The following is a 20383-nucleotide window of genomic DNA, read 5'->3' on the forward strand; positions in this document are numbered from 1 at the left end:
CCGGTGTCTATGTTCACCATGAGTCCCATGACTGGGATCAATTTCCACCGGTCCCGTACCACCCCCGTGGGGCCGGTTCCCTCACACCGGAGGTACCACGTGCGCAAAGTCGCAGTGGGTCTGCTCGGGCTCTCGCTGACGGCGACAGGACTGGTCGCGACGACGTCCGCGAGCGCCGCGCCGCAGCCGGAGTCGCCGGTGGCCGCCCAGTCGGCCGCTGAGCCCGCTCACGCCGAGCACGACCTGCCCAACCCGTTGGAGGACAAACGCCGCGCCCTGCGCCAGAAGGGACTCACCGACGTCCTGACCGGCCGGGCCGAGACCCAACGGATCAACGGCAGCACCGTCGTGAAGGTCGGCGAGGCCGCCGGCAGTCCGACCGGCCCCGCGGCCCGTTCCGCCCGGGTGGGCGGTGGCAAGAACAAGGACCAGTACGTCGAGCTGTCCCGGGAGCAGACCGACCAGATCTTCGTGATCCTGGCCGAGTTCGGTAACGACAGGCACCCGGACTACCCGGACAAGGACACCGACCCCGGCACGCCGGGGCCGACCAGGTTCGACGGTCCGTTGCACAACGAGATCCCGGAGCCGGACCGTACGGTGGACAACTCCACCGTCTGGCAGGCCGACTACGACCAGGCGCACTTCGAGAAGCTCTACTTCGGCACCGACCGTGGGGACGAGTCGCTCAAGCAGTACTACGAGGCCCAGTCCTCGGGTCGCTACAGCGTCGACGGGACCGTCACCAACTGGGTGAAGGTCAAGTACAACGAGGCCCGGTACGGCCGCTCCAGCGACCCGAAGGCCGACGACGACCCGACGGGCGACCCGGCGGTCTGCTCCGACATCGTCTGCGACAACGTCTGGGACCTGGTCCGGGACGCCGCCAACCAGTGGGTCGTCGACCAGAAGGCCCAGGGCCGCACCGACGCCCAGATCGCCGCGGACGTCAAGGCGATGGACAAGTGGGACCGGTACGACCACGACAGCGACGGCAACTTCAACGAGCCGGACGGCTACATCGACCACTTCCAGATCGTGCACGCCGGCGGCGACATGGCCGACGGTGACCCGATCCAGGGCGAGGACGCCATCTGGAGCCACAGGTGGTACGCCTACAACACCCAGATGGGTCAGACCGGTCCGCCGAACTTCCCGGCCGGTGGCACGCAGATCGGCAACACCGGCGTCTGGATCGGTGACTACACCATCCAGCCGGAGAACGGTGGCCGCAGCGTCTTCTACCACGAGTACGGCCACGACCTCGGTCTACCGGACGACTACAACGTCCTCAGCGGCGGGGACAACAACAACGAGCACTGGACGCTGATGGCGCAGAGCCGCCTGGGCGGCAAGAACGACGGCGGCATCGGTGAGCGCGGTGGCGACCTCGGGGCGTGGAACAAGCTCCAGCTCGGGTGGCTCGACTACGAGGTGGTCGTGGCCGGCGAGAAGCGCACCCTGAAGCTCGGCCCGCAGGAGTACAACTCCGACAAGCCGCAGGCCGCGGTGGTGGTACTGCCGAAGCGGGAGTACACCTTCGACAACGGTGCGCCGTTCGAGGGGACCAAGCAGTTCTTCTCCGGCAACGACGACGACCTGAACACCAGCATGACCCGGACGGTGGACCTCACCGGGAAGTCGTCGGCGGCCCTGACCTTCAAGGGCCGGTACGACATCGAGGAGAACTACGACTACCTGTTCATCGAGGGCTCGGTGGACGGTGGGGCCACCTGGACCACCCTGCCGGGCACCATCGACGGCACGGCGATCCCGCCGATCTCCAACTCGGACCCGCGTCCGGCGATCGACGGCAGCACCGGTGGCGAGTGGGTCGACGTCGCCGTCCCGCTGGACTTCGCCGCCGGTCAGGTGGCCCAGGTCCGACTCCGGTACCAGACCGACGGTGGCGTCTCCGCCGGCGGCTTCTACGGTGACGCCTTCACAGTGGTCGCCGACGGTCAGGTGATCGCCGACGACGGTGCCGAGGACGGCCCGGGTGACTGGACGTTGCGGGGCTTCAGCATCGCCGAGGAGACCTACACCAGGCTGTTCGACAACTTCTACATCGCCGGACACCGGTCGTACGTCTCGTACGACAAGTACCTCAAGACCGGCCCGTACTTCTTCGGGTACGCCAACACCAAGCCCGACTGGGTGGACCACTACGCGTACCAGGAGGGTCTGCTGATCTCGTACTGGAACACCCGGTGGGCGGACAACGACACCTTCGCCCACCCGGGTGAGGGCCGGAACCTGATCATCGACTCCCGGCCCAAGCCGATCAGCAACCTGACCGGCCAGCCGTGGCGGGCCCGGATCCAGGTGTACGACGCCCCGTTCAGCCTGCGCAAGGCCGACTCGTTCACGCTGCACCTGAACAGCCAGCCGCAGTACATCCGGGGCCAGGCGGCGCAGCCGCTCTTCGACGACACGAAGAAGTACTGGTTCGCGGAGCTGCCGAACCACGGCGTCAAGCTCCCCTCCACCGGGACGAAGATCCGGGTCGTGGAGGAGGACGGCACCTCGCTGAAGGTCCGGTTCTCCTGATCGGTCGATCAGTCGCACCATCGCCGCCCGGGCAGGTCACCTGCCCGGGCGGCACCCGTGTGCACCCCGGTCGCAGGGGTGCCGGAGCCGCCGGCCGGAGGCACCTGCGGAACCGGCGGGTCGGGCGGCCCCGGCCGACGGCGGCGGGGTCCTAGGCTGTCAGGCATGACCGAGCAGCGTGGCGGCCCCTTCGACGAGTCCTGCGTGCTGACGCCCGGGCCGTGGACCCACAGGTTCGTCGGGGCCAACGGCAGCCGGTTCCACGTCGTCGAGGCCGGCGCGGGCCCGCTGGTGCTCTTCCTGCACGGCTTCCCCGAACACTGGTGGGCCTGGCACGAGATGCTCCCGGCGGTCGCCGACGCCGGTTTCCGGGCGGTCGCCGTCGACCTGCGCGGTTACGGGGCCAGCGACAAACCACCCCGGGGGTACGACGGCTACACCCTCGCCGCCGACATCGCCGGGCTGATCCGGGGCATGGGGGAACGCTCCGCGACAGTCGTCGGCACCGGGGCCGGGGGGCAGATCGGGTGGACCGCCGCCTCGTTCCACCCCACCCTCGTACGCCGACTGGTGGTTCTCGGGGCACCGCACCCGTTGCGCCTCCGCGCGGCGATCTTCGCCGATCCACGCGGACAGTTCGCCGCCTCCACCCCGGCGCTGAAGTTCCAGCTTCCCCGCTACGAACACGTCCTGACCCGCGACGACGCCGCCGAGGTGGAGGCGACCCTGCGGCGGTGGGGCGGGGCACGCTGGGTCTCCGGCCCGGACTTCCCGGCGTACGCCCGACAGTGCCGGGACGCGATGCAGATCCCCCAGGCGGCGTTCTGCGCCATGGAGGGCTACCGGTGGGCCTTCCGTTCGGTGCTGCGTCTACACGGGTACCGGTTCGTCAAGTTGATGCAGCGGCCCCTTGTCACCCCCACCCTGCAACTGCACGGGGCACTCGACGAGGCGTCGCTACCCCGTACCGCCCAGGGATCCGGCCGGTACGTCACCGCCCCGTACGAGTGGCGGCTCCTCGACGACGTGGGGCACTTCCCGCACCTCGAAGCCCCCGACCTGGTCCTCGGCGAGGTCCTGCGCTGGGCGAAGTCCTGACCGGTGGCTGCGACGACCGGCTGCCGGGGTGGTCAGAGCCGCTGCTCCCGTAGGTCGGCGACCTCGCTCGTGGGCGCCCAACCCTGGTAGACGCCGAAATCGAACGCCTCCAGCCCCATCGCTTGGGCCACCGGCCACCTGCCGCCCGTGTACTCGACCCGCAGCCACCCGTCGTGCTCGGCCAGGACGATGAACGGCTGCCCCTGCCACGTGCAGGTGGTACGCACGTACACCAGATCCTCGACCTCGCGGACGGGCAGCACCCGGACGTAGCGCCCCGGGCGGATCTCCTCGAACCCGTCCCCCGGTTCGGGCTGGTAAAGCCGGACCTCGTCCCCGTTCGGGCTGGCCTGGTACTCCCGGTCCCGCCACCGGGCGACGTAACCGTCACGCATCAGGAGTCACCGACCTGACGCCAGCGCAGGGCGTCGGTGTCCAGGGTGGCCACCAGGTGCTCGGTGCCGGTGGAGCTGATCCGCCACAGCTGAGCCCCGTACGGCAACCTGGCGCTGTCCACCTTGAACTCGGCGATCACGTCGCTGCTCTCCCCGGGTGCGAACCCGTTGCCCCGGAACGGGGGGCGTTCGATCACCCAGCCCTCCATCGCCCGCATCGCGTCCTCGTTCTGCCCGCCGTACGGGATCCGGTAGAGGCTGGGGCGGTGCGCCGGCCAGCGCAGGACGTAGATCTCGTCGGCGTCCCTGGCGAACGGCGAGTCGGGGTAGGACAGCCCGAGCGCCTCGTGCAGACGGGCCGGGGTGTTCAGGTGGGCCAACTCGCTCGCCCGGTGCACGAATCCCGACACCCGGTCGTAGCCCCGCTCCAGGTAGTAGGCGAGCTGACTGGGGGCGACGGCCTTCTGCATCACCACCGGCAGGTTGGCGTCGACAGTCGGCGGGGTGTTCCGGGGGCGTACTGCCGATTCGGCGGCACCAGCGGCGGTCGGCGGTTCCTCGACGTCGGCACCGAGACCCACCTCGGCGGCCCAGTTCGCCAACCCGACGATCTGTTCCCCGGGCAGCTTCGCCCCGATCGGGGTGCCCGGGTTGACGGCGAAGAGCCAGTCCTCGTCCGGCCAGGCCCTGATCAGCTGGACGAACTTCACCAGCACCGTGTCGACGGTGACGGTGTGGTGGTCGGCCAGGCGCTCCGGCGAGGTGTGCACCACCACGTACGTCTCGCCGTCGAGGCGCTCCGTGCGCCAGACGAAACCCGGATCGCCGGGGCGACTCCCCGCCGCCGAGTGGGGCGCGACCGGCAGGAGGACCCGGGCGAGCAGCAGCGTGGAGAGGAAGCTGTCGGTGCTGCCGCTGCCGGCGGCGGTCAGCAGGTCCTGCTCGACGGAGTTCGCCGGCCGGAAGTCCGGCTCCGGCGTCGCCTCCGGCTCGGCTGCCCCGTCCGGTTCCATGGCCGAGGTCGGCCCGTCCGAGTCGATGACTGCGGTCGGCCCGTCCGCATCGATGGCTGCGGTCGGGTCGTCCGATGCGATCACAGCGGTCGGCCCGTCCTGATCGATGACGGCGGTCAGGTCGTCCGATGCGATGACAGCAGTCGGACCGTCCGATGCCATCACAGCGGTCGGGTCATCAGATGCGACGACGGCGGTGGGGTCATCCGATGCGATGACAGCGGTCGGCTCGTCCGGGGAGTCCGGGGCCACTGCGGTCCCCGGCTCCTCGACACCGTCGGCAGCGACGATCGGCCGGGCCGGGGCCGGATCGGTTCCCGCCTCCGGGAGTGTCTGCGCGGCACCGGGGTCGGTGTCGAGATCGGGCAGTTCCCGGGCCTCGATCACGGTGCCCTCGATCACGATCGGGGAGGGCGGGCGGCGCGGGGCGGGGACGTCGAAGGCCGGTTCGGCGACCGAGGCTGGTTCGGAGAGGGCCTCCTGCGCCTCCGCCAGGTCGGTGGTGGGCGGATCCACTGTCGGGACCCGCGCCGTCTCCTCGTGCGGGGTGGCGATCCGTACGGTCGCCTGGTCCGCCGGGATGGCATCGGCTACGCCGTCGGGGGCGACGATGCGTACCGTCGCCTGGTCCGGGGGCCCGGCCGCCGGGGTGGCCGGGGGGTCGACGGGCGCCTGGGGGACGGACGCCTCGTCGGAGGGACCGAGGTTGCTGGGGTCGAGGTGCGCGGCCTTCAGGTCGGCCAGGTCGCGGGCGGAGAACCGGGGACCGGGGGTGTCCTGACCGGGGGTGTCCTGACCGGCGGTGCCCTGACCGGGGGTGTCCTGACCGGCGGTGCCCGACGGCGGGGTGTCCCGCTGCGCATCGTCCCGGTCGAGGATGCTCCGGTTCGGGACGCTCCGGTTCGACTCGGTGCGGAAGGCGGCACCGAGATCCCGCGTGGGCTCGGCCGCACCGGTCACCGCCGACGCACCGCCCACCGCCGACGGTCCGGCCGTCGCTGGTCCGGCCGCCGCTGGTCCGGCCGCCGCTGGCCCTGTCGTCGCTGGTCCTGTCGCCGCCGACGGGTCGGGCCCTGCTGCACCGGCCGTCGCTGCACCGGGCGTCGACGACAGGCCGGTCGCCGACGCGCGTTGCGGTGGTGGCACCCCGGCCGCCCGTCGCCGGACCGAGGCCGGTTCCCAGAAGCTGGTCGACCCGCTGTTGCCGGTGGTCGCCGCCCGGAGTTCGGGGTGTTCCGCGGGCGGCGCACCCGAGGTGGCGGGGGGCTGCGGGCTGCGGTTCTGCCCCTCGGCGGTGGGCGGGGCGTCGGCTCGCTGCCAGGCCGCCGGCAACGCCCGGGTGGCCTCGTCGGCCGGTCCGTGGCCCGGACGCTGGGCCGACAACGGGCGGGTGACGTCCTCCGCCGGGCCCGGGCCGGGCCGTCGAGCCGACAACGGGCGGGTGGGCTCGTCGGCCGGGCCGGGACGCCGCGCCGACAGGGGTCGGGTCACCTCGTCGGCGGGGATCCCACCCCGGTAGGCACGGGTGGCGTCCGGGTCGACCGGACGCCGGGCGGCGAGTGGCATCGCCCGGGTGGGTTCGCCCACCTCCCCACCGACGCCGGGTGCCCGGGTGGTCTCCGGGTGCCCCGATCCGAACTGGAGAGCGCGGGTGGGCTCGGCGGCGGTCGACGGCCGGAGCGCCTGGGTCGGCTCGGCAGCGGTCGGCGGGCGGAGCGCCCGGGTGGCCTCCTCCGTCCTCGGCGTCGGGCTCGCCGGGTGGGGGGCCTCCTCGCCGGGGGAACGGAGCGCCCTGGTGGCCTCCGGGTCCGTGCCGAACTGGAAGGCGGGAGCGTGGTTTTCGGCGGCCGATCCGGCCGGTCGACGGCTCGGGAAGGGCTGCCCGCCGAGCCCGCCACGCGTCGGCGGGGTGGCCCGCAGGGCTGGCCGGGGCGGGTCGACAGGCGGTTCACGACGGGGTGCCGGGTCGAAGAGCGAGGGCTCGGCGGCGGGACGAGGTGTGGCCGGGGAGGTCGGTGCGTTCGGCGGACCCGGCCTGGTCAGCCAACCGTTCGCCACAGCGGTACGCCCGGTGTCGGTGGGCGGTGTCGCCGGAGGCGCCGGGGAGGTAGGCGGCGGCGCGGCCGACCCCGTCGGTGAGGTCACCGGTGGCGGTGGGGGTGTCGCGGGGGGCGGTGGGAACTGCTCGCCGCCGACCGGGGTGGCCCCCGGTGCCCCGTTCGGATAGGTAGTGGGACCGGCGGCGGGCCGGTGCGGCCCGAACGGCGTGGTCTCGGCCCGGTCCGGTGTCGCCGGTGGTGGATACCCGGCGGGGCGGGGCGGGGCGTCACGTTCCGGCGGGGCGGGGGTGTTGCGCGTCCGGGCCAGGGACTCCACCCGTTCGAGCCGGGCACGGGCACCCATGGTGCGGCCCGGCAACCGGACGTCGCCCCGGGAGAGTTGGGCGACGAACCAGGCCGGCAGGTAGCCCTCGATGGGCAGCCCAGGGTTCACCGCCAGCCACCACTCGTGGTTGGGCCAGCCGGAGGCCAGGTCGGCGTAGGCGGTGCGGCGGCTGGATCCGGCGTTCTCGCCGAGGCTGGCGCGCAGCGCGGCGGCGGAGGTGAAGGCGAGCACGTGGGTGCGTCCGCCGGTGGTCCAGGTCCCCCAACCCGCTGCGGTCCGGTTGGCGAGCGACTGCGCCGACACCGGTAACAGCAGGTCGGTGCGGGCCAGGATCCGGAAGTAGAGCTCCTGGTCCTGGGCGCGCAGCGCGTCCCGCATGGCCACCTCGGCATCGGTGGCCGGCTCCCATCCGGTCACGGCCACCTCTCCTCCCTGGCACGGGCCATAGCTATCGCCTACAACCTACAAGGTAGTAACAAGATCACAATCCCACGGTTGGCACCGGTCCGCGCCTCGACCGGCCGAGCGATAACATCCTGTTCCGGTGCCGACACGAGGCGGAGGCGATCGATGTCCCGGTGCCCGGTTCTCCCGGTTCCGGCACGCCTGCTCGGCCTGGCGGGCCTGGCCACGGCCCTGACGATCGCCGTCGCCGGCCCGGTGGGTGCGACCCCTGTCACTCTCGCCGTCGGTCCGGCGCTCGCGCAACGGACGGCACCGGGCTGCGCGTCTGCGCCCGCGCCCGCCCGCCCGGTCACCGAGGCACCGTGGCCGCACCTGAGGTACGCCCCCGACCGGCTCGCCCCGCTCGCCACCGGTGCCGGTGTGACGGTCGCGGTGATCGACTCCGGGGTGGACCGGCGGCATCCCCAACTGGCCGGACGGGTCCTCGACGGCAGTGACTTCCTCGACCGTCCGGGCGACGGCACCCGAGACTGCGCCGGCCACGGGACGGGGGTGGCCAGCATCATCGCCGCCGCCCCACGTCCCGGGATCGCCTTCCGGGGGCTGGCCCCCGAGGCCCGGATCCTGCCGGTCCGGGTCAGCGAACAGCAGGTGGTCGACGGGCAGGAGTCGGGCCGTACGGTCGAGGCGGCCGAGTTCGCAAGGGCGATCCGGTGGGCGGTGGACCGGGGTGCGCAGGTGCTCAACCTCTCCGTGGTCCTGTACGCCGACGATCCGGCGGTCCGGGAGGCGGTGGCCCACGCCGTCGACCGGGACGTGGTCGTGGTGGCCGCCGCAGGCAACCTGCACGGCAGCGGAGATCCGGTGCCCTATCCGGCGGCGTACGAAGGGGTCCTCGGGGTGGGTGCGCTCACCCCGGCCGGTTCCCGCGCCGACTTCTCCCAGACCGGTCCGCACGTGGACCTGGTGGCCCCCGGCAGCGACGTGCTGCTCGCCGTACCGGGGCAGGGTCACCGGAGCGCGGACGGCACCAGCTACGCCACCCCCTTCGTGGCGGCGACGGCCGCGCTGGTGCGGCAGTACCGGCCGGACCTCACCGGGGCCGAGGTGGCCCGCCGGATCGTGGCCACCGTCGACCCGGCGCCGGGCGGTTCGGCGGACGGGTACGGCGCGGGCGTGTTGAACCCGTACCGCGCGATCGTCGAGACCGCACTGTCACCGCACCCGTCCGGGTCCCCGGCTGCGGGCCTGCCGGACGACCTGGCCGACCCGGAGGTGGTGGTGCGCCAGGCCCGACGGGCGAGGGCCGAGAAGCGGGCGACACTTGTCGCCTCGGGTGCGGCGGCGGTGGTGACAGTCGCCGTCCTGACCGCGTTGGTGCTGCCGAGAGGGGTACGACGCCGGTGGCGCCCCGCCGGATCGGCCTGACCGCGACTGGGCTCCACCCGCAGGGCGGGGACAGCCGGTGGTGGGGGCGGTGGTGGCACCCGTACGCCGGTGGACCGGTACCACCATCTCCGTCACTGGAAGAGGTTGACGTTGCGCTTCTCGGTGTTGAGGTAGTCCGTCGCGGAGTCGTCCACAGCAATCTTGATGTCGCGCAGCATCGCCTGGAGATCCTGCGAGGCGGTCCGCCACCGGGACTGGCGGACCTGGTAGGCCTGCTGCGCGTCACCGGCCCAGGTGGCGACCAACGGGGCGGCATCCCGTTCCAACTGCCCGAGCTGCGATTCGAGCGTGTTCAACGCCCGCTGGATGTCCGCGCCCGCCTGCTGAAGCGCGGCGAAGTTGACGACAAGCACACCATTGTCCATCGACGTTCCCCTTTTCGATTCCGGGCCGTTTCCTACGCCTACGACGCTCAGAGCGGGAGCTGGATGCCGCCACGGTTGGTGCCGGACACCCGGCCCGCCGCGTCGGCGTCGGCGACGTCGTACTGCCGACCGGCGGTGCGGATCGCCTGGGCGGTCTCCCGCAGCGCCCGCTGCAACGCCGCCTGGTCCTGCCCCCACTGCTGCTTGACCTGCTCGAACGACCGGCCACCGGCACCACGCCAGGCCTGTTGCAGGACCTGGAGTTGGGCCATCAGGCCGGTGAGCATGCTCTGCAACGACTGGTCCACCTGCTCGAACTTCGCGGCGGTCGACTGCATCACCGCAGCTTCCGACTGGGTCTGGGACACCCGGAGTCACCTCGTCTCATCGGTCATGGCCGATCCGTCCGGCCCGTCCCGGCGGGGACGCACCACCTGCCCCAGTCGACGGCCGGGTGCGGATCGGTACGATTTCGTCGCTGACGGTAGTCGCCGGATGGTGGTTCTGCCACCCCTCACCGCCCCCTGTGGACAACCGTACGGTCGAAGGGCAACGCAGTGCACGCGTGCGCTCTACGATGGGCGACGTCGACGAGCCCCACCCCACCCGAGTGACCGGCACAGGAGGAGCGGTGACGGTGACCATTACCGGCCCGTCCGCCGACCGGGTCACCGCGCCCCGACCGGCGTCGGCCGCTCCCCGGTGGACTGTCACGAGCCGCCTGTCGGCGGTCGGCGTACGGGCCGGGCAGGTGGTGGCCGCGCAGGTGGCGGTGGTCCTGCCGGTCGCCGCCCTCGGTCGGGGGGCCGGGTCGACGGCGGTGGCGCTGGCCGGCGCCGTCCTCCTGCTGGCCGGGGCCTGGATCCGGGTCCGGGGCCGGTGGCTGTTCGAGTGGCTCGGCGTGGCGTGGGGTCACCTCGCCCGACGTCGGGCGGCCACCTCGGGCGACCTGCTCGACCGGGTCGCCCCCGGCGCGACGATCCAGGCCGCCGATCCGGCGGGCCAACTCGGGGCCGTGGTGGACGACCCCACCGGCCTGGCGGTCCTGCTGGAGCTGGGTGATCCGGGTGACCTGCTGGGGCGGGGCCGACAGCAGGTGCCCTCGCCGTCGGAGTTGCTGCCCCCGCCGACCGGCCCCGGTCCGCCGGTGCGGATCCAACTCCTGCTCGGTGGCGCGCCGGCCCCGGCCGTGGGCACCGGTGCGGGGGCGGCGGCCACGTCGTACCGCCAGCTGACCGACGGCCGGTTGCCCGCGTGGGGGCGGGCGGTCCTGGTGGTCAGGGTGCTGCGTACCGACGGCTGGTCGGACGAGGAGCTGCGACGCCGCCTCGCGGGCCTGGTCCGACGGAGCGTCCGCCGACTCGGCCCGGTCTCCGCCCGTCCCCTCGGGGAACACGCCGCACTCCGGGTCCTCGCCGAGTACGCCCACCACGACGTCGACCCGCCGGTGCAGGAGACCTGGAAGTCGGTGCGGACGGGTCCACTGTCGCAGGCCACCTTCCGGCTGCGCCGGTGGCCGGCCGACTGCCGAGGGCTGATCCCCCGGCTGCTCGCCCTGCCCGCCGCGTCGACCACGGTGTCCCTCTCCGCCGGCCCGTCGACCGGCACCGATCCACCGGCGGTGCAGCTGACCGTACGGCTGGCCGGGTGGAATCCGGCCGAGTTGGCCGGGGCGGGGCAGGCGCTGCACCGGCTGGTGACCGGCACCGGCGGGGAGGTCTGCCGCCTGGACGGGGAACACCTCCCCGGGTTGGCCGCCACCCTGCCGCTGGCCCTGCCGAACGCCCACCCGTCGACAGGGGGGCCGGAACCGGCGGACCTGGAACCGGCCCTCGACGACGCGGGTCTGATGGTCGGAGCCAACCGGCACGGTGGGGCGCTGACGGTTCGGCTGTTCCGGCCGGAGCCCACCAGGATCGTGCTGGTCGGTGGGGTCCGGGCAGCTCAGCTGCTCCTCCTGCGGGCGATGGCCGCCGGTGCCCGGGTGGCGGTCCAGACCGCCAGACCCCGCAGCTGGGAGCCGTTCGCCCGGGGCGTCGGTACCCCCGGCGCGGCGATCCCCCTGCTGCCGCCGGGTCGGCAGGTGGCCGGTGACCCCGCCACCGCCCTGCGTCCACTGTTGGTGGTGGTGGACGCCGGTCGGATGCCTGCCGCCTTCGGCCCGGGTACGCCCTGGCAGACGGTCCTGGTCGTCCGGGACGAGTTGACCCCGACCGACGTGGACCTGCTGGGCCGGGCGGATCTGGCGGTGTTGCAGCCGTTGACAGCCGACGAGGCGGCCCTGGCGGGGACGGCGTTGGGGCTGGGCGGGTCGGCCGGGTGGTTGACCCGGATCCGTGCGGACATGGTGGCGGTGGTGAACCGGCGCGCGCTGCGGTGGGCACTGCTCTCGCCCACCCAGATCGAGTCACAGCTGATCGGCAGACCCACCCGCCGGTGACCGGGCGGGAACGACGGGTACCCGACTCGGGGCCGACCGTGGCACCATGCGCGCCATGGATTCGCTGAAAGGTCCTCTGATCAGGCTCGGTTCCACAGTCGTCGCCTTCTGGTTGGCGACACTGCTGATCCCGGGCATCGACCTACAGTCCGCCTCGGCGATCGAGACGGTGGTCACGCTGACGATCGTGTCGGTCATCTTCGGGGTGGTCAACGCGGTGCTCCAGCCGATCATCAAAGTGGTCGGTTGCGGGTTCTACCTGCTCACCCTCGGCCTCATCGCGCTGGTGGTGAACGGTCTGCTCTTCATGCTGACCGGTTGGATCGCCGGGAAGGCCGGGCTGCCGTTCGAGGTGGAGGGTTTCTGGCCGGCGGTGCTGGGTGCGCTCTTCGTCGGCGTGGTCACCTGGATCCTCGGGGCGATCCTCGACCGGGACTGACCGCCGGAGGGCAGGTCGGGGCCGGTTCACGGCCCCGACCCCCGACCACCGCCAGGTGGCGGTGGCCCGGGCGGTGACCGACGGGGCGGTCTTCGGCTATCTCTGCGACGTCTACGTCGACCGCGCCGAGCGGGGTCGGGGGTTGGGCACCTGGCTCGCCGGTGCGGTCCGCGACCACCTCGCCGACCTGGGGGTACGCCGAATCCTGCTGACCACCCTCGATGCTCAGGGGGTGTACGCGAAGCTCGGTTTCGGCCCTGTCGCACCTGGTGTGTGGATGGAACCCGACAGGCGGGTGAGGCCAGTCACCGATAAGGAACCAGAACCCGCCTCGCCCCTTACAGTCACGGAGTGACCGAACTTCGCCTGGGCTACCTGTACGGGGCGTCCGCGTACCTCTGTTGGGGGTTCTTCCCCCTGTACTGGCGGCTGCTGCGCCCGACCGGCCCGCTGGAGGTGCTCGCCCACCGGATCGTCTGGTCGGTGCTCTTCGTCGCCCTGCTGTTGGCCGCCCTGCGCAACCTCGGGTTCCTGAGGTCGCTGCTGCGCCGACCCCGTACCGTCGCCGGGATCTTCCTGGCGGCGGTGTTGATCGCCGTCAACTGGGGCACCTACATCTACGGGGTGGACACCGAGCGGGTGGTGGAGACGGCCCTCGGGTACTTCATCACCCCGCTGGTGGCGGTGCTGTTCGGGGTGACACTGCTCGGGGAACGGCTCCGGGGGGTCCAGTGGGCGGCCCTGGGGCTCGGCGGGGTGGCCGTGACGGTGCTGACAGTGGACTACGGTCGCCCGCCCTACCTGGCCCTACTCCTGGCCGGCAGCTTCGCCACGTACGGGCTGGTCAAGAAGCGGCTCGGGGTTCCGGCAGCCGAGGGGCTGCTGGTGGAGTCGGCGGCGCTGGCCCTGCCCGCCCTCGGCTACCTGGGGTGGCTGTCCCTCACCAGCGGGACGACCTTCGGCCGGGTCTCCACCGGGCACACCGTGCTGCTGGTGCTGGCCGGGGTGGTCACCGCCATTCCGCTGTTGCTCTTCGCCGGGGCGGCGAACCGGCTGCCGCTGAGCGCCCTCGGCCTGTTGCAGTACTTCGCCCCGATCCTCCAGCTCGGCATCGGGGTGCTCGTCTTCCACGAGCCGATGCCGCCGGCCCGGCTGGCCGGGTTCGTCCTGGTCTGGGCCGCGCTCGTCGCCTTCACGGTGGACGCGGTACGGCACGCCCGGCGGCACCGGATCGTCGCCCCCACGCCGCTGCCCGCCCCCCGACCCACCTGGGTCGACGGGTCACCCGGATCGCCGCCGAGTTCGGCGCGGGTCACCTGATGTCGTAGCCGAGCACCGCGGTCCCGTCCGCCCGGAGCAGTTCCAGTCGGACCAGTTCCGCCCCGGTGAACCGGGTCGCCCCGGAGATCCGCAGGTCGTCGCCGGGGGCGGCGAGCCAGGAGCCGATCTGCTCCTGCGCGCCGTCCGGCCCGTACGCCACCAGTCGGAAGGTGAACGCCTTGCCGTGGCCGGCGTTCGGGTCGTACCCGCAGCGCATGGTGACCTCGGTGCCCCAGCCCTTGGCGGTCAGCCCGACCTCGGCGGAGACCGGGACCGTCCCGGCCACCGGCTGCATGGCCACCATCCGGATCTCCGAGGGAGGTGCCTCGGTCTCCTGGAGGAAGGTCGCCGCGCCGAAGCCGACCACCAGGGCCAGGGCGGCGGCGACCAGCCCGGTGCCCGCATGCCGCCAACGGTTGCGCCGACGTTCGCCGCGCCTGCGCCGCTGCGCGGAGTCCAGGAGCGAGGGCACCCGGGACGGCTCCGACGGCGGGGGCAGGAACTGGTCGACGGCGTTGGGGTCGAGTCGGCTGAGCAGGCCGGGGAGGACGGCGATCTCGGCGACCGACTCCCGGCAGGCCGAGCAGCGGGACAGGTGTCGCTCGTACGCCACCCGTTCCCCCGGCGGCAGGGCCCCCAGCACGTACGCGCCGTCGTCGAAGGCGAATTCGCACCCGGTCATCCGGTCACTCCCATCTCAGCCAGGACCAACCGTAGTGAGCGCAGCGCGTAGTGGGTGCGGGACTTCACGGTGCCGGGCGGAACCCCGAGACGGGAGGCGGCCTCGGTCACCGATCGCCCCTGGTAGAAGCACTCGACAAGCACCTCCCGGTGGGTGGGGCTGAGTCGGTTCAACGCCTCGGCGACCGTCCAGGCCTCCACCGCACGCTCCGTCTCGTCGACCGCCGGGGGCGGCTCGGGCAGTTCGTCGGTGTACACCTCACCGACGCGGCTGGACCGCCGACGCCAGGCGTCGATCGCCAGGTTCCGGGCGGTGGTGAACAGCCAGGCCCGCACCGACCCGCGCTGCGGGTCCAGCGAGTCGGGGTGCCGCCAGGCCCGCAGCAGGGTCTCCTGCACCAGGTCCTCGGCGCGTTGGCGGTCCCCGTTGACCAACCGCAGTGCGTGCGCGAGGAGCGCCTCCGCGTGTTCGTCGTGCAGCGCGCGGAGCAGATGGGCGTCGTGGTCGCTGATGGTCGTCTCCTCGCTCCGACGAGTGCGCAGGTGCGGTCGCCGGGGAGTACGTGCCACGAACCGATTCGGTTCAGCCCAGCTCAGACGGGCTCGGCGCACCCGTCGCCACGGCAGCCGTACCGCCATGACCTGCCTGTACCGCTGCGGCAACGCCTGTGACCACCCGGCGTCGCCAAGCCGGGCGTGGTGGTCGCCTGGCGGCTCGACGGCGGGCCGATCGGCAGCTGGGACGCGAGCCGCGGTCCGGGTCGCCGCATTCGACGGCGCGTGGACCCTCCACAGCCGACGAGACCCGCGTCGCGGTCGGGTTCGCCACCGTCGACGGCGGACCGGGCCCGGCGGGCCGTCGCTGTCACTCCGCGGTGAGGCCCTCGGCGATGGCCCGCGCCACAGTCAGCAGCTTGGCCCGGACCACCCGGGCCGAGGTCATCATCTCGCCGGCGGGCAGGGCGCAGGCCAGCACGACCCGGCGTTCCATGTCCTTGTCCGGGGCGACCAGCACCGCCGCACAGGCCACCCCCTGGCGGAACTGGCCCAACTCCAACTGCATGCCACGCCGGTCTCCGGCGGCCAGGTCGGCCTCGAACGCCTCGGGGCTGGTCAGGGTCGCCGAGGTGAACGGGCGCATGCCGTACTCCCTGAGGTACCGGGAGCGCTGTTCGGCGGTGAGCGTGGCCAGGAGGGCCTTGCCGAGGGCGGTGGCGTGGGCACCCTCGTCGAAACCCGGGACCAGGTCCTCCAGGTACGGCGACCGGGGCCCCTCGGCGACTGCGGTGATCGCCACCTGACCGCCGACGAACCGGCCCAGGTAGTGGCTGTAGCCGGTGTCCAGGGCCGCCCGGCGCAGCGCCTCCCCGACGGCCGGAGGGCCACGGAAGGCGGTGACCAGTTCGCGGTACCGGTCGGCCACCTCCAGCCCGACGATGTACGTGCCGTCCTCGCGTCGGATCACGTAACCCTCGTAGGCCAGGGTCCGGACGAGGTGGTACGTCGTCGCCACAGTCAGTTCGCAGCGTCGGGCGATCTGCTTGACGGTGAGCCCGCGCGGGGCACGACCGACCGATTCGAGCACTCGTAGCGCGCGGGACACACTCCGGATGAGATCCGAAGGCTCTGCCAGGGGGTCGCGCACAACCACCTCCGACGCCGGGGACTTACACCATATGAAAAACCGGCCATTATCGAAATGCCTGTTCGGTCGAGGATGCCAGATCAGTTCGACTGTGTGTGCACCGGCGGCGACGATCCGTTGCCCGAAGGTTCCTCGGGTTAGGTTGTCCAGATCATGCCCGACACCCTCACGCGCACCGCCCCCGCCCGCCCGGTACGGGCCAGCGCGGCAGCCGTCGCCGTCACCATCGCCTGCGTCCTGCCGGTCTTCCTGGTCGGCGGACTCGCCGTCCAGATGGGCCGCGACCTCGGCTTCTCCCCCGCCGGCCTGGGTCTGGCCGTGTCGGTGTACTTCGGAGTCAGCGCTCTGGCCTCGGTCCCCTCCGGCGCTCTGGTCGAGCGGTACGGCTCGGTCGTCGGCGCCCGGCTCGGAATCCTGATCTCCGCCGGATCGCTGCTGGCAATCGCCCTAGTGGCTCGTTCGTTCCCGGTGCTGGTGGCGCTGCTGGGGCTCAGTGCCGCAGCGAACGCGCTCGGTCAACTGGCCAGCAACTCGTCGTTGGCTCGGCACGTACCCCCGCGCCGGCAGGGTCTGTCCTTCGGGGTGAAGCAGGCAGCCATTCCGATCTCCACCCTGCTGGCCGGCGCGGCGGTGCCCACCATCGCGTTGACAGTCGGCTGGCGGTGGGCCTTCGTGGCGGCGGCGCTGGCCGCGTCGGCGGCGCTTGGCACCGTCACCGCCGCCGACGCGGCCCCACCGCGTCGGGCCGGTGCGGCCCGGGGCGGACACGTCTCGGTGGGTCTGGTCGTCGTCGGGGTGGCCGCCGCCCTCGCCTCGGGGGCGGCGAACGCCCTGGGCACCTTCGTGGTCGACGCCTCGGTGGTCCGTGGCCTCGATCCGGGCCTGGCCGGGCTCACCCTCACCCTCGGCAGCGCTGTCGGCGTCGCCGCCCGGATCGGGGCGGGCTGGCTCGCCGACCGGCGCAGCACCGGCCACCTCGCGGTGGTCGCCGGCATGTCGGCGGTCGGTGCCGTCGGGCTGGCGCTGCTCGCTGTGGCAAGTCCGCTCGCTCTGGTGGCGGGGGTGGTGCTGGGGTTCGGTCTGGGCTGGTCCTGGCCCGGGTTGGTGAACTTCGCGGTGGTCAGGCTGCACCCGCAGGCCCCGGCCGCCGCCACCTCCATCACCCAGACCGGGGTGTACGCCGGCGGCAGTCTCGGCCCACTCGTCCTCGGCCTGGTCGCCCACCGCTGGGGCTATCCCACCATGTGGTACGGCGCGTCCGCCGCGATGCTTCTGGCGGCCCTGCTCATGGTGGTCGCCTATCGGCTGCTCGCCCGGGCCCGCACCCCCGACGGTGGTGAGGACGACAGCAGGGCGACGACAAGGCAGGCGCAGGATGGCCCCGGGGGGCCGAGGAACCCGGTGGCCGGGGGTCAGCTGGTGCGGTCGGCGACGAAGTCGCAGAGCGACTCCAACGCCCGGCGGGCCGGATGGTCGGGCAGGGGGGCCAGGTGGCTGCGGGCGTCCTCGGCGTAGCTGCGGACTGTCTCCCGCGCCCGCTTGAGCGCCGGACTCTCCCGCAACAGACCGAGCGCCTCGGCGTGCAGGGCGTCGTCGGTGACCGGACCGGTGGCCAGGATCTCCCGCAGCCGCACCGAGGCGGCGTCGGAGTCGTCGGAGGCCAACGCGTACAGCACCGGCAGGGTGGGAACCCCCTCACGAAGGTCGGTGCCCGGGGTCTTGCCCGACTGGGCCGACTCCGAGGAGATGTCGAGCAGGTCGTCGGAGAGCTGGAAGGCCACCCCGATGATCTCGCCGTACCCGGCGAGGGCCTCCGTGTACTCCGGGGCCGCAGTGCCGAACATCCCACCGAACCGGGCCGACGTGGCGATCAGGGAACCGGTCTTGTCGGCGATCACGTCCAGGTAGTGGTCGACCGGGTCGACCCCGTCGCGGGGGCCGACGGTCTCGGCGATCTGCCCGTGCACCAGGCGGGCGAAGGTCCGCGCCTGGAGGCGTACCGCCTCCGGACCGAGATCGGCGGCGATGTCCGCGGCCCGGGCGAAGAGGTAGTCGCCGACCAGGATCGCCACCGAGTTCGTCCAGCGGGAGTTGGCGCTCGGCGCCCCCCGCCGGACAGCCGCCTCGTCCATCACGTCGTCGTGGTAGAGGGTGGCCAGGTGGGTGAGCTCCATCACCACCGCAGCCGGCACCACCTGCGCCCCCGCCGGGTCCCCGAACTGGGCACCGAGCGCCACCAGGAGGGGACGGAACCGCTTTCCGCCGGCCTCGACCAGATGCCGGGCCGCCTCGGTGACGAACGGGTCCGCGCTCGCCACGCTGCTGCGCAGCTCGGCCTCGACCGAGTCGAGCACGCCCAGCACCGAGGCCTCGACGCGGGAATCGGCGATGCTGAGGCCGAGCGCGCCGAACTGACTCGTGCTCGACCGACTCCGACGACCGCCGGAGCCGGTGGAACCTGAACGCTCGCCAGCCGGATTCACCACGTCTCCAACCATGCCACACGCTCTCTACCTGCTCCGGTTCGGGGATCCCATCGGCGAGACGGAAAACGGGGCCGGAGCGCCACAGCGCCCGGCCCCGTTCCGACGGGTGACCCGGTCAACGGACGAACTCGGCCGCCCCGTTCGCCAGGTCGAGAAGCGGGCCGGGAGCCACGCCGAGGACCAGGGTGGCGGCCACCCCGATCATCAGCGCCGCCGCCGTCAGTCCACCCGGCACGGCGACCGTCGGGGTGCTGTCACCCGGCTCGGAGAGCCACATCATCACCACGACCCGCAGGTACGGGAAGGCCAACACCATGCTGGTCAGCACACCGGCGATCACCAGCCACACCTGGTCGGCGGCGAGCGCCGGACCGAAGACAGCGAACTTGCTGATGAAACCGCTGGTCAGCGGAATACCGGCGAACGCCAGCAGGATGAACGTGAAGACCCCGGCGTAGAACGGCGACCGCTTGCCCAACCCGGCCCACCGGGACAGGTGGGTCGCCTCTCCGTCGGCGTCCCGGACCAGGGTCACCACGGCGAACGCGGCCAGCACCGAGAAGCCGTACGCGACGAGGTAGAACATCGTCCCGGACAGCCCGTCCCGGGTCGGCGCGAGGACCCCCACCAGCAGGTACCCGGCGTTCGCGATCGACGAGTACGCCAGCAGCCGCTTGATGTCGGTCTGGGTCACCGCCAGCACCGCACCGACGAGCATGGTCAGCACCGCGATCGCCCCGAGCACCGGGGTGAAGTCCCAGGCGGCGTCGGCGAAGGCGACGTGGAAGACCCGCAGGAGGGCCCCGAAGGCGGCGACCTTGGTGCAGGCGGCCATGAAGCCGGTGATCGGCGTCGGGGCACCCTGGTACACGTCGGGGGTCCAGACGTGGAACGGGGCCGCCGCCGCCTTGAACAGCAGGCCGATGGCGATCAGCGCCATACCGGCGAAGAGCAGCACGTCACTGGCGGGCGACTCGCTCACCGCGGCGTTGATGGTGGCGAAGTCGACCCCGGCACCCCGATCCGGCATCCCGGCGGTGAAGCCGTACACCAGTGCCACACCGAACAGGAAGAACGCGGAGGCGTACGCACCGAGCAGGAAGTACTTCATCGCCGCTTCCTGGCTCAGCAGCCGCCGACGGCGGGCCAGCGCGCAGAGCAGGTACAGCGGGAGGGAGAAGACCTCCAACGCGATGAACATGGTCAGCAGGTCGTTCGCCGCCACGAAGATCAGCATGCCGCCGATCGCGAAGGTGGTCAGCGGGTAGATCTCGGTGGCCCCGGCCCGCCCCTGCGCCTGCCGCCGGTCCTCCGGCGACTCGGCGGTGACCGCCGCCTGGGCGACGAAGGCACCGCCGCGCTCCACCGACCGCTCCCCGATCAGGAGCAGGGCCATCGCGGAGAGGACCAGGATGGCCCCCTGGAGGAAGAGCGTCGGCCCGTCCACCGCCACCGCCCCACCGATGGTGATGACCCGGTCGTCGCCGTTCATGATCCGCAGGTCCGCGTTGCGGACCACCATCACCAGCGCACCCAGGACCGAGGCCAGCGCCAGGACCAGCTGGGTGGTGTGCCGGTGCGGCCGGGGCACGAAGGCCTCGACGAGCACGCCGATGACGGCGGCTCCCATCAGGATCAGGATCGGAGCCAGCGCCGTGTAGTCGATCGACGGCAGCGTGAGCTCATTCATCGGGCAGTCCTTTCATCCGCGA

At 72.5% G+C, this 20383-nt stretch carries 16 protein-coding genes and 1 pseudogene; 8 read left to right on the plus strand and 9 right to left on the minus strand.

Translation table 11 applies throughout. From position 1 onward, the window contains the following. The first annotated feature begins 114 nt into the window (after positions 1-114). Positions 115-2550, plus strand: coding sequence for an immune inhibitor A domain-containing protein (locus ABT336_RS00600; RefSeq protein ID WP_350894393.1), 2436 nt, complete (start codon positions 115-117; stop codon positions 2548-2550). Between the two features lie 165 nt (positions 2551-2715). After that, positions 2716-3648, plus strand: coding sequence for an alpha/beta fold hydrolase (locus ABT336_RS00605; RefSeq protein WP_350894327.1), 933 nt, complete (start codon positions 2716-2718; stop codon positions 3646-3648). Between the two features lie 32 nt (positions 3649-3680). Here the strand turns inward: ABT336_RS00605 and ABT336_RS00610 are convergent, their stop codons facing one another. Together ABT336_RS00610 and ABT336_RS00615 are read right to left on the minus strand one after the other, a co-directional pair. Continuing rightward, positions 3681-4046 (minus strand): UCP033725 family protein, encoded by a 366-nt coding sequence (locus tag ABT336_RS00610; protein ID WP_350894394.1) that lies wholly within the window; start codon positions 4044-4046, stop codon positions 3681-3683. Beyond that, positions 4043-7858, minus strand: a complete 3816-nt coding sequence (locus ABT336_RS00615; protein ID WP_350894328.1) for an SseB family protein — start codon at positions 7856-7858, stop codon at positions 4043-4045. Before ABT336_RS00615 ends, ABT336_RS00610 begins: the two co-directional genes overlap by 4 nt. Positions 7859-8011: 153 nt before the next feature. Between ABT336_RS00615 and mycP the strand changes: the two genes are divergently transcribed. Then, on the plus strand, positions 8012-9274 hold the full coding sequence (gene mycP / locus ABT336_RS00620) for a type VII secretion-associated serine protease mycosin (RefSeq protein WP_350894329.1): 1263 nt from the start codon (positions 8012-8014) through the stop codon (positions 9272-9274). Between the two features lie 92 nt (positions 9275-9366). On the opposite strand, the gene ABT336_RS00625 is transcribed toward mycP, so the two are convergent. Both ABT336_RS00625 and ABT336_RS00630 read right to left on the minus strand, forming a co-directional pair. Beyond that, complete coding sequence (locus ABT336_RS00625; protein ID WP_350894330.1) at positions 9367-9660, minus strand: WXG100 family type VII secretion target; 294 nt, start codon at positions 9658-9660, stop codon at positions 9367-9369. A 47-nt stretch (positions 9661-9707) separates the two neighbouring features. Next, positions 9708-10028 carry a WXG100 family type VII secretion target gene (locus ABT336_RS00630; protein ID WP_350894331.1) on the minus strand — a complete coding sequence of 107 codons (321 nt, stop codon included), beginning with the start codon at positions 10026-10028 and terminating at the stop codon, positions 9708-9710. Between the two features lie 263 nt (positions 10029-10291). On the opposite strand from ABT336_RS00630, the gene eccE reads away from it, so the two are divergent. The 4 genes and pseudogenes from eccE to rarD all read left to right on the plus strand — a co-directional run bounded on the left by eccE (position 10292) and on the right by rarD (position 13859). After that, positions 10292-12100: a type VII secretion protein EccE gene (gene eccE / locus ABT336_RS00635; RefSeq protein WP_350894332.1), complete on the plus strand. Its 1809-nt coding sequence runs from the start codon at positions 10292-10294 to the stop codon at positions 12098-12100. Between the two features lie 55 nt (positions 12101-12155). After that, the gene (locus tag ABT336_RS00640) at positions 12156-12539 is read left to right on the plus strand and encodes a phage holin family protein (protein ID WP_350894333.1); all 384 of its coding nucleotides are present in this window, start codon (positions 12156-12158) and stop codon (positions 12537-12539) included. 40 nt (positions 12540-12579) lie between these two features. After that, positions 12580-12894, plus strand: a pseudogene (locus ABT336_RS00645) (GNAT family N-acetyltransferase); the annotation flags it as partial. Further along, the gene (gene rarD / locus ABT336_RS00650; RefSeq protein ID WP_350894334.1) at positions 12891-13859 is read left to right on the plus strand and encodes an EamA family transporter RarD; all 969 of its coding nucleotides are present in this window, start codon (positions 12891-12893) and stop codon (positions 13857-13859) included. The pseudogene ABT336_RS00645 and the gene rarD, both read left to right, overlap by 4 nt. Here rarD and ABT336_RS00655 read toward each other — a convergent pair. The 3 genes from ABT336_RS00655 to ABT336_RS00665 all read right to left on the minus strand — a co-directional run bounded on the left by ABT336_RS00655 (position 13852) and on the right by ABT336_RS00665 (position 16185). After that, positions 13852-14541, minus strand: a complete 690-nt coding sequence (locus tag ABT336_RS00655; RefSeq protein ID WP_350894335.1) for an anti-sigma factor family protein — start codon at positions 14539-14541, stop codon at positions 13852-13854. The two genes, rarD and ABT336_RS00655, sit on opposite strands and share 8 nt — an antisense overlap. Next, on the minus strand, positions 14538-15053 hold the full coding sequence (locus tag ABT336_RS00660) for a sigma-70 family RNA polymerase sigma factor (protein ID WP_350894395.1): 516 nt from the start codon (positions 15051-15053) through the stop codon (positions 14538-14540). Before ABT336_RS00660 ends, ABT336_RS00655 begins: the two co-directional genes overlap by 4 nt. Positions 15054-15405: 352 nt before the next feature. After that, a complete protein-coding gene (locus ABT336_RS00665) occupies positions 15406-16185 on the minus strand; it encodes an IclR family transcriptional regulator (RefSeq protein WP_350894336.1) in 780 nt (259 codons plus the stop codon). Between the two features lie 153 nt (positions 16186-16338). On the opposite strand from ABT336_RS00665, the gene ABT336_RS00670 reads away from it, so the two are divergent. Further along, on the plus strand, positions 16339-17700 hold the full coding sequence (locus tag ABT336_RS00670; RefSeq protein ID WP_350894337.1) for an MFS transporter: 1362 nt from the start codon (positions 16339-16341) through the stop codon (positions 17698-17700). Here ABT336_RS00670 and ABT336_RS00675 read toward each other — a convergent pair. Continuing rightward, positions 17598-18683: a polyprenyl synthetase family protein gene (locus ABT336_RS00675; RefSeq protein ID WP_350894338.1), complete on the minus strand. Its 1086-nt coding sequence runs from the start codon at positions 18681-18683 to the stop codon at positions 17598-17600. The genes ABT336_RS00670 and ABT336_RS00675 overlap by 103 nt on opposite strands. A 103-nt stretch (positions 18684-18786) precedes the next feature. Then, a complete protein-coding gene (gene nuoN / locus ABT336_RS00680) occupies positions 18787-20361 on the minus strand; it encodes an NADH-quinone oxidoreductase subunit NuoN (RefSeq protein WP_350894339.1) in 1575 nt (524 codons plus the stop codon). Positions 20362-20383 lie beyond the last annotated feature (22 nt).

The sequence above is a fragment of the Micromonospora sp. NPDC000207 genome, assembly GCF_040300925.1.
GTDB lineage: Bacteria > Actinomycetota > Actinomycetes > Mycobacteriales > Micromonosporaceae > Micromonospora.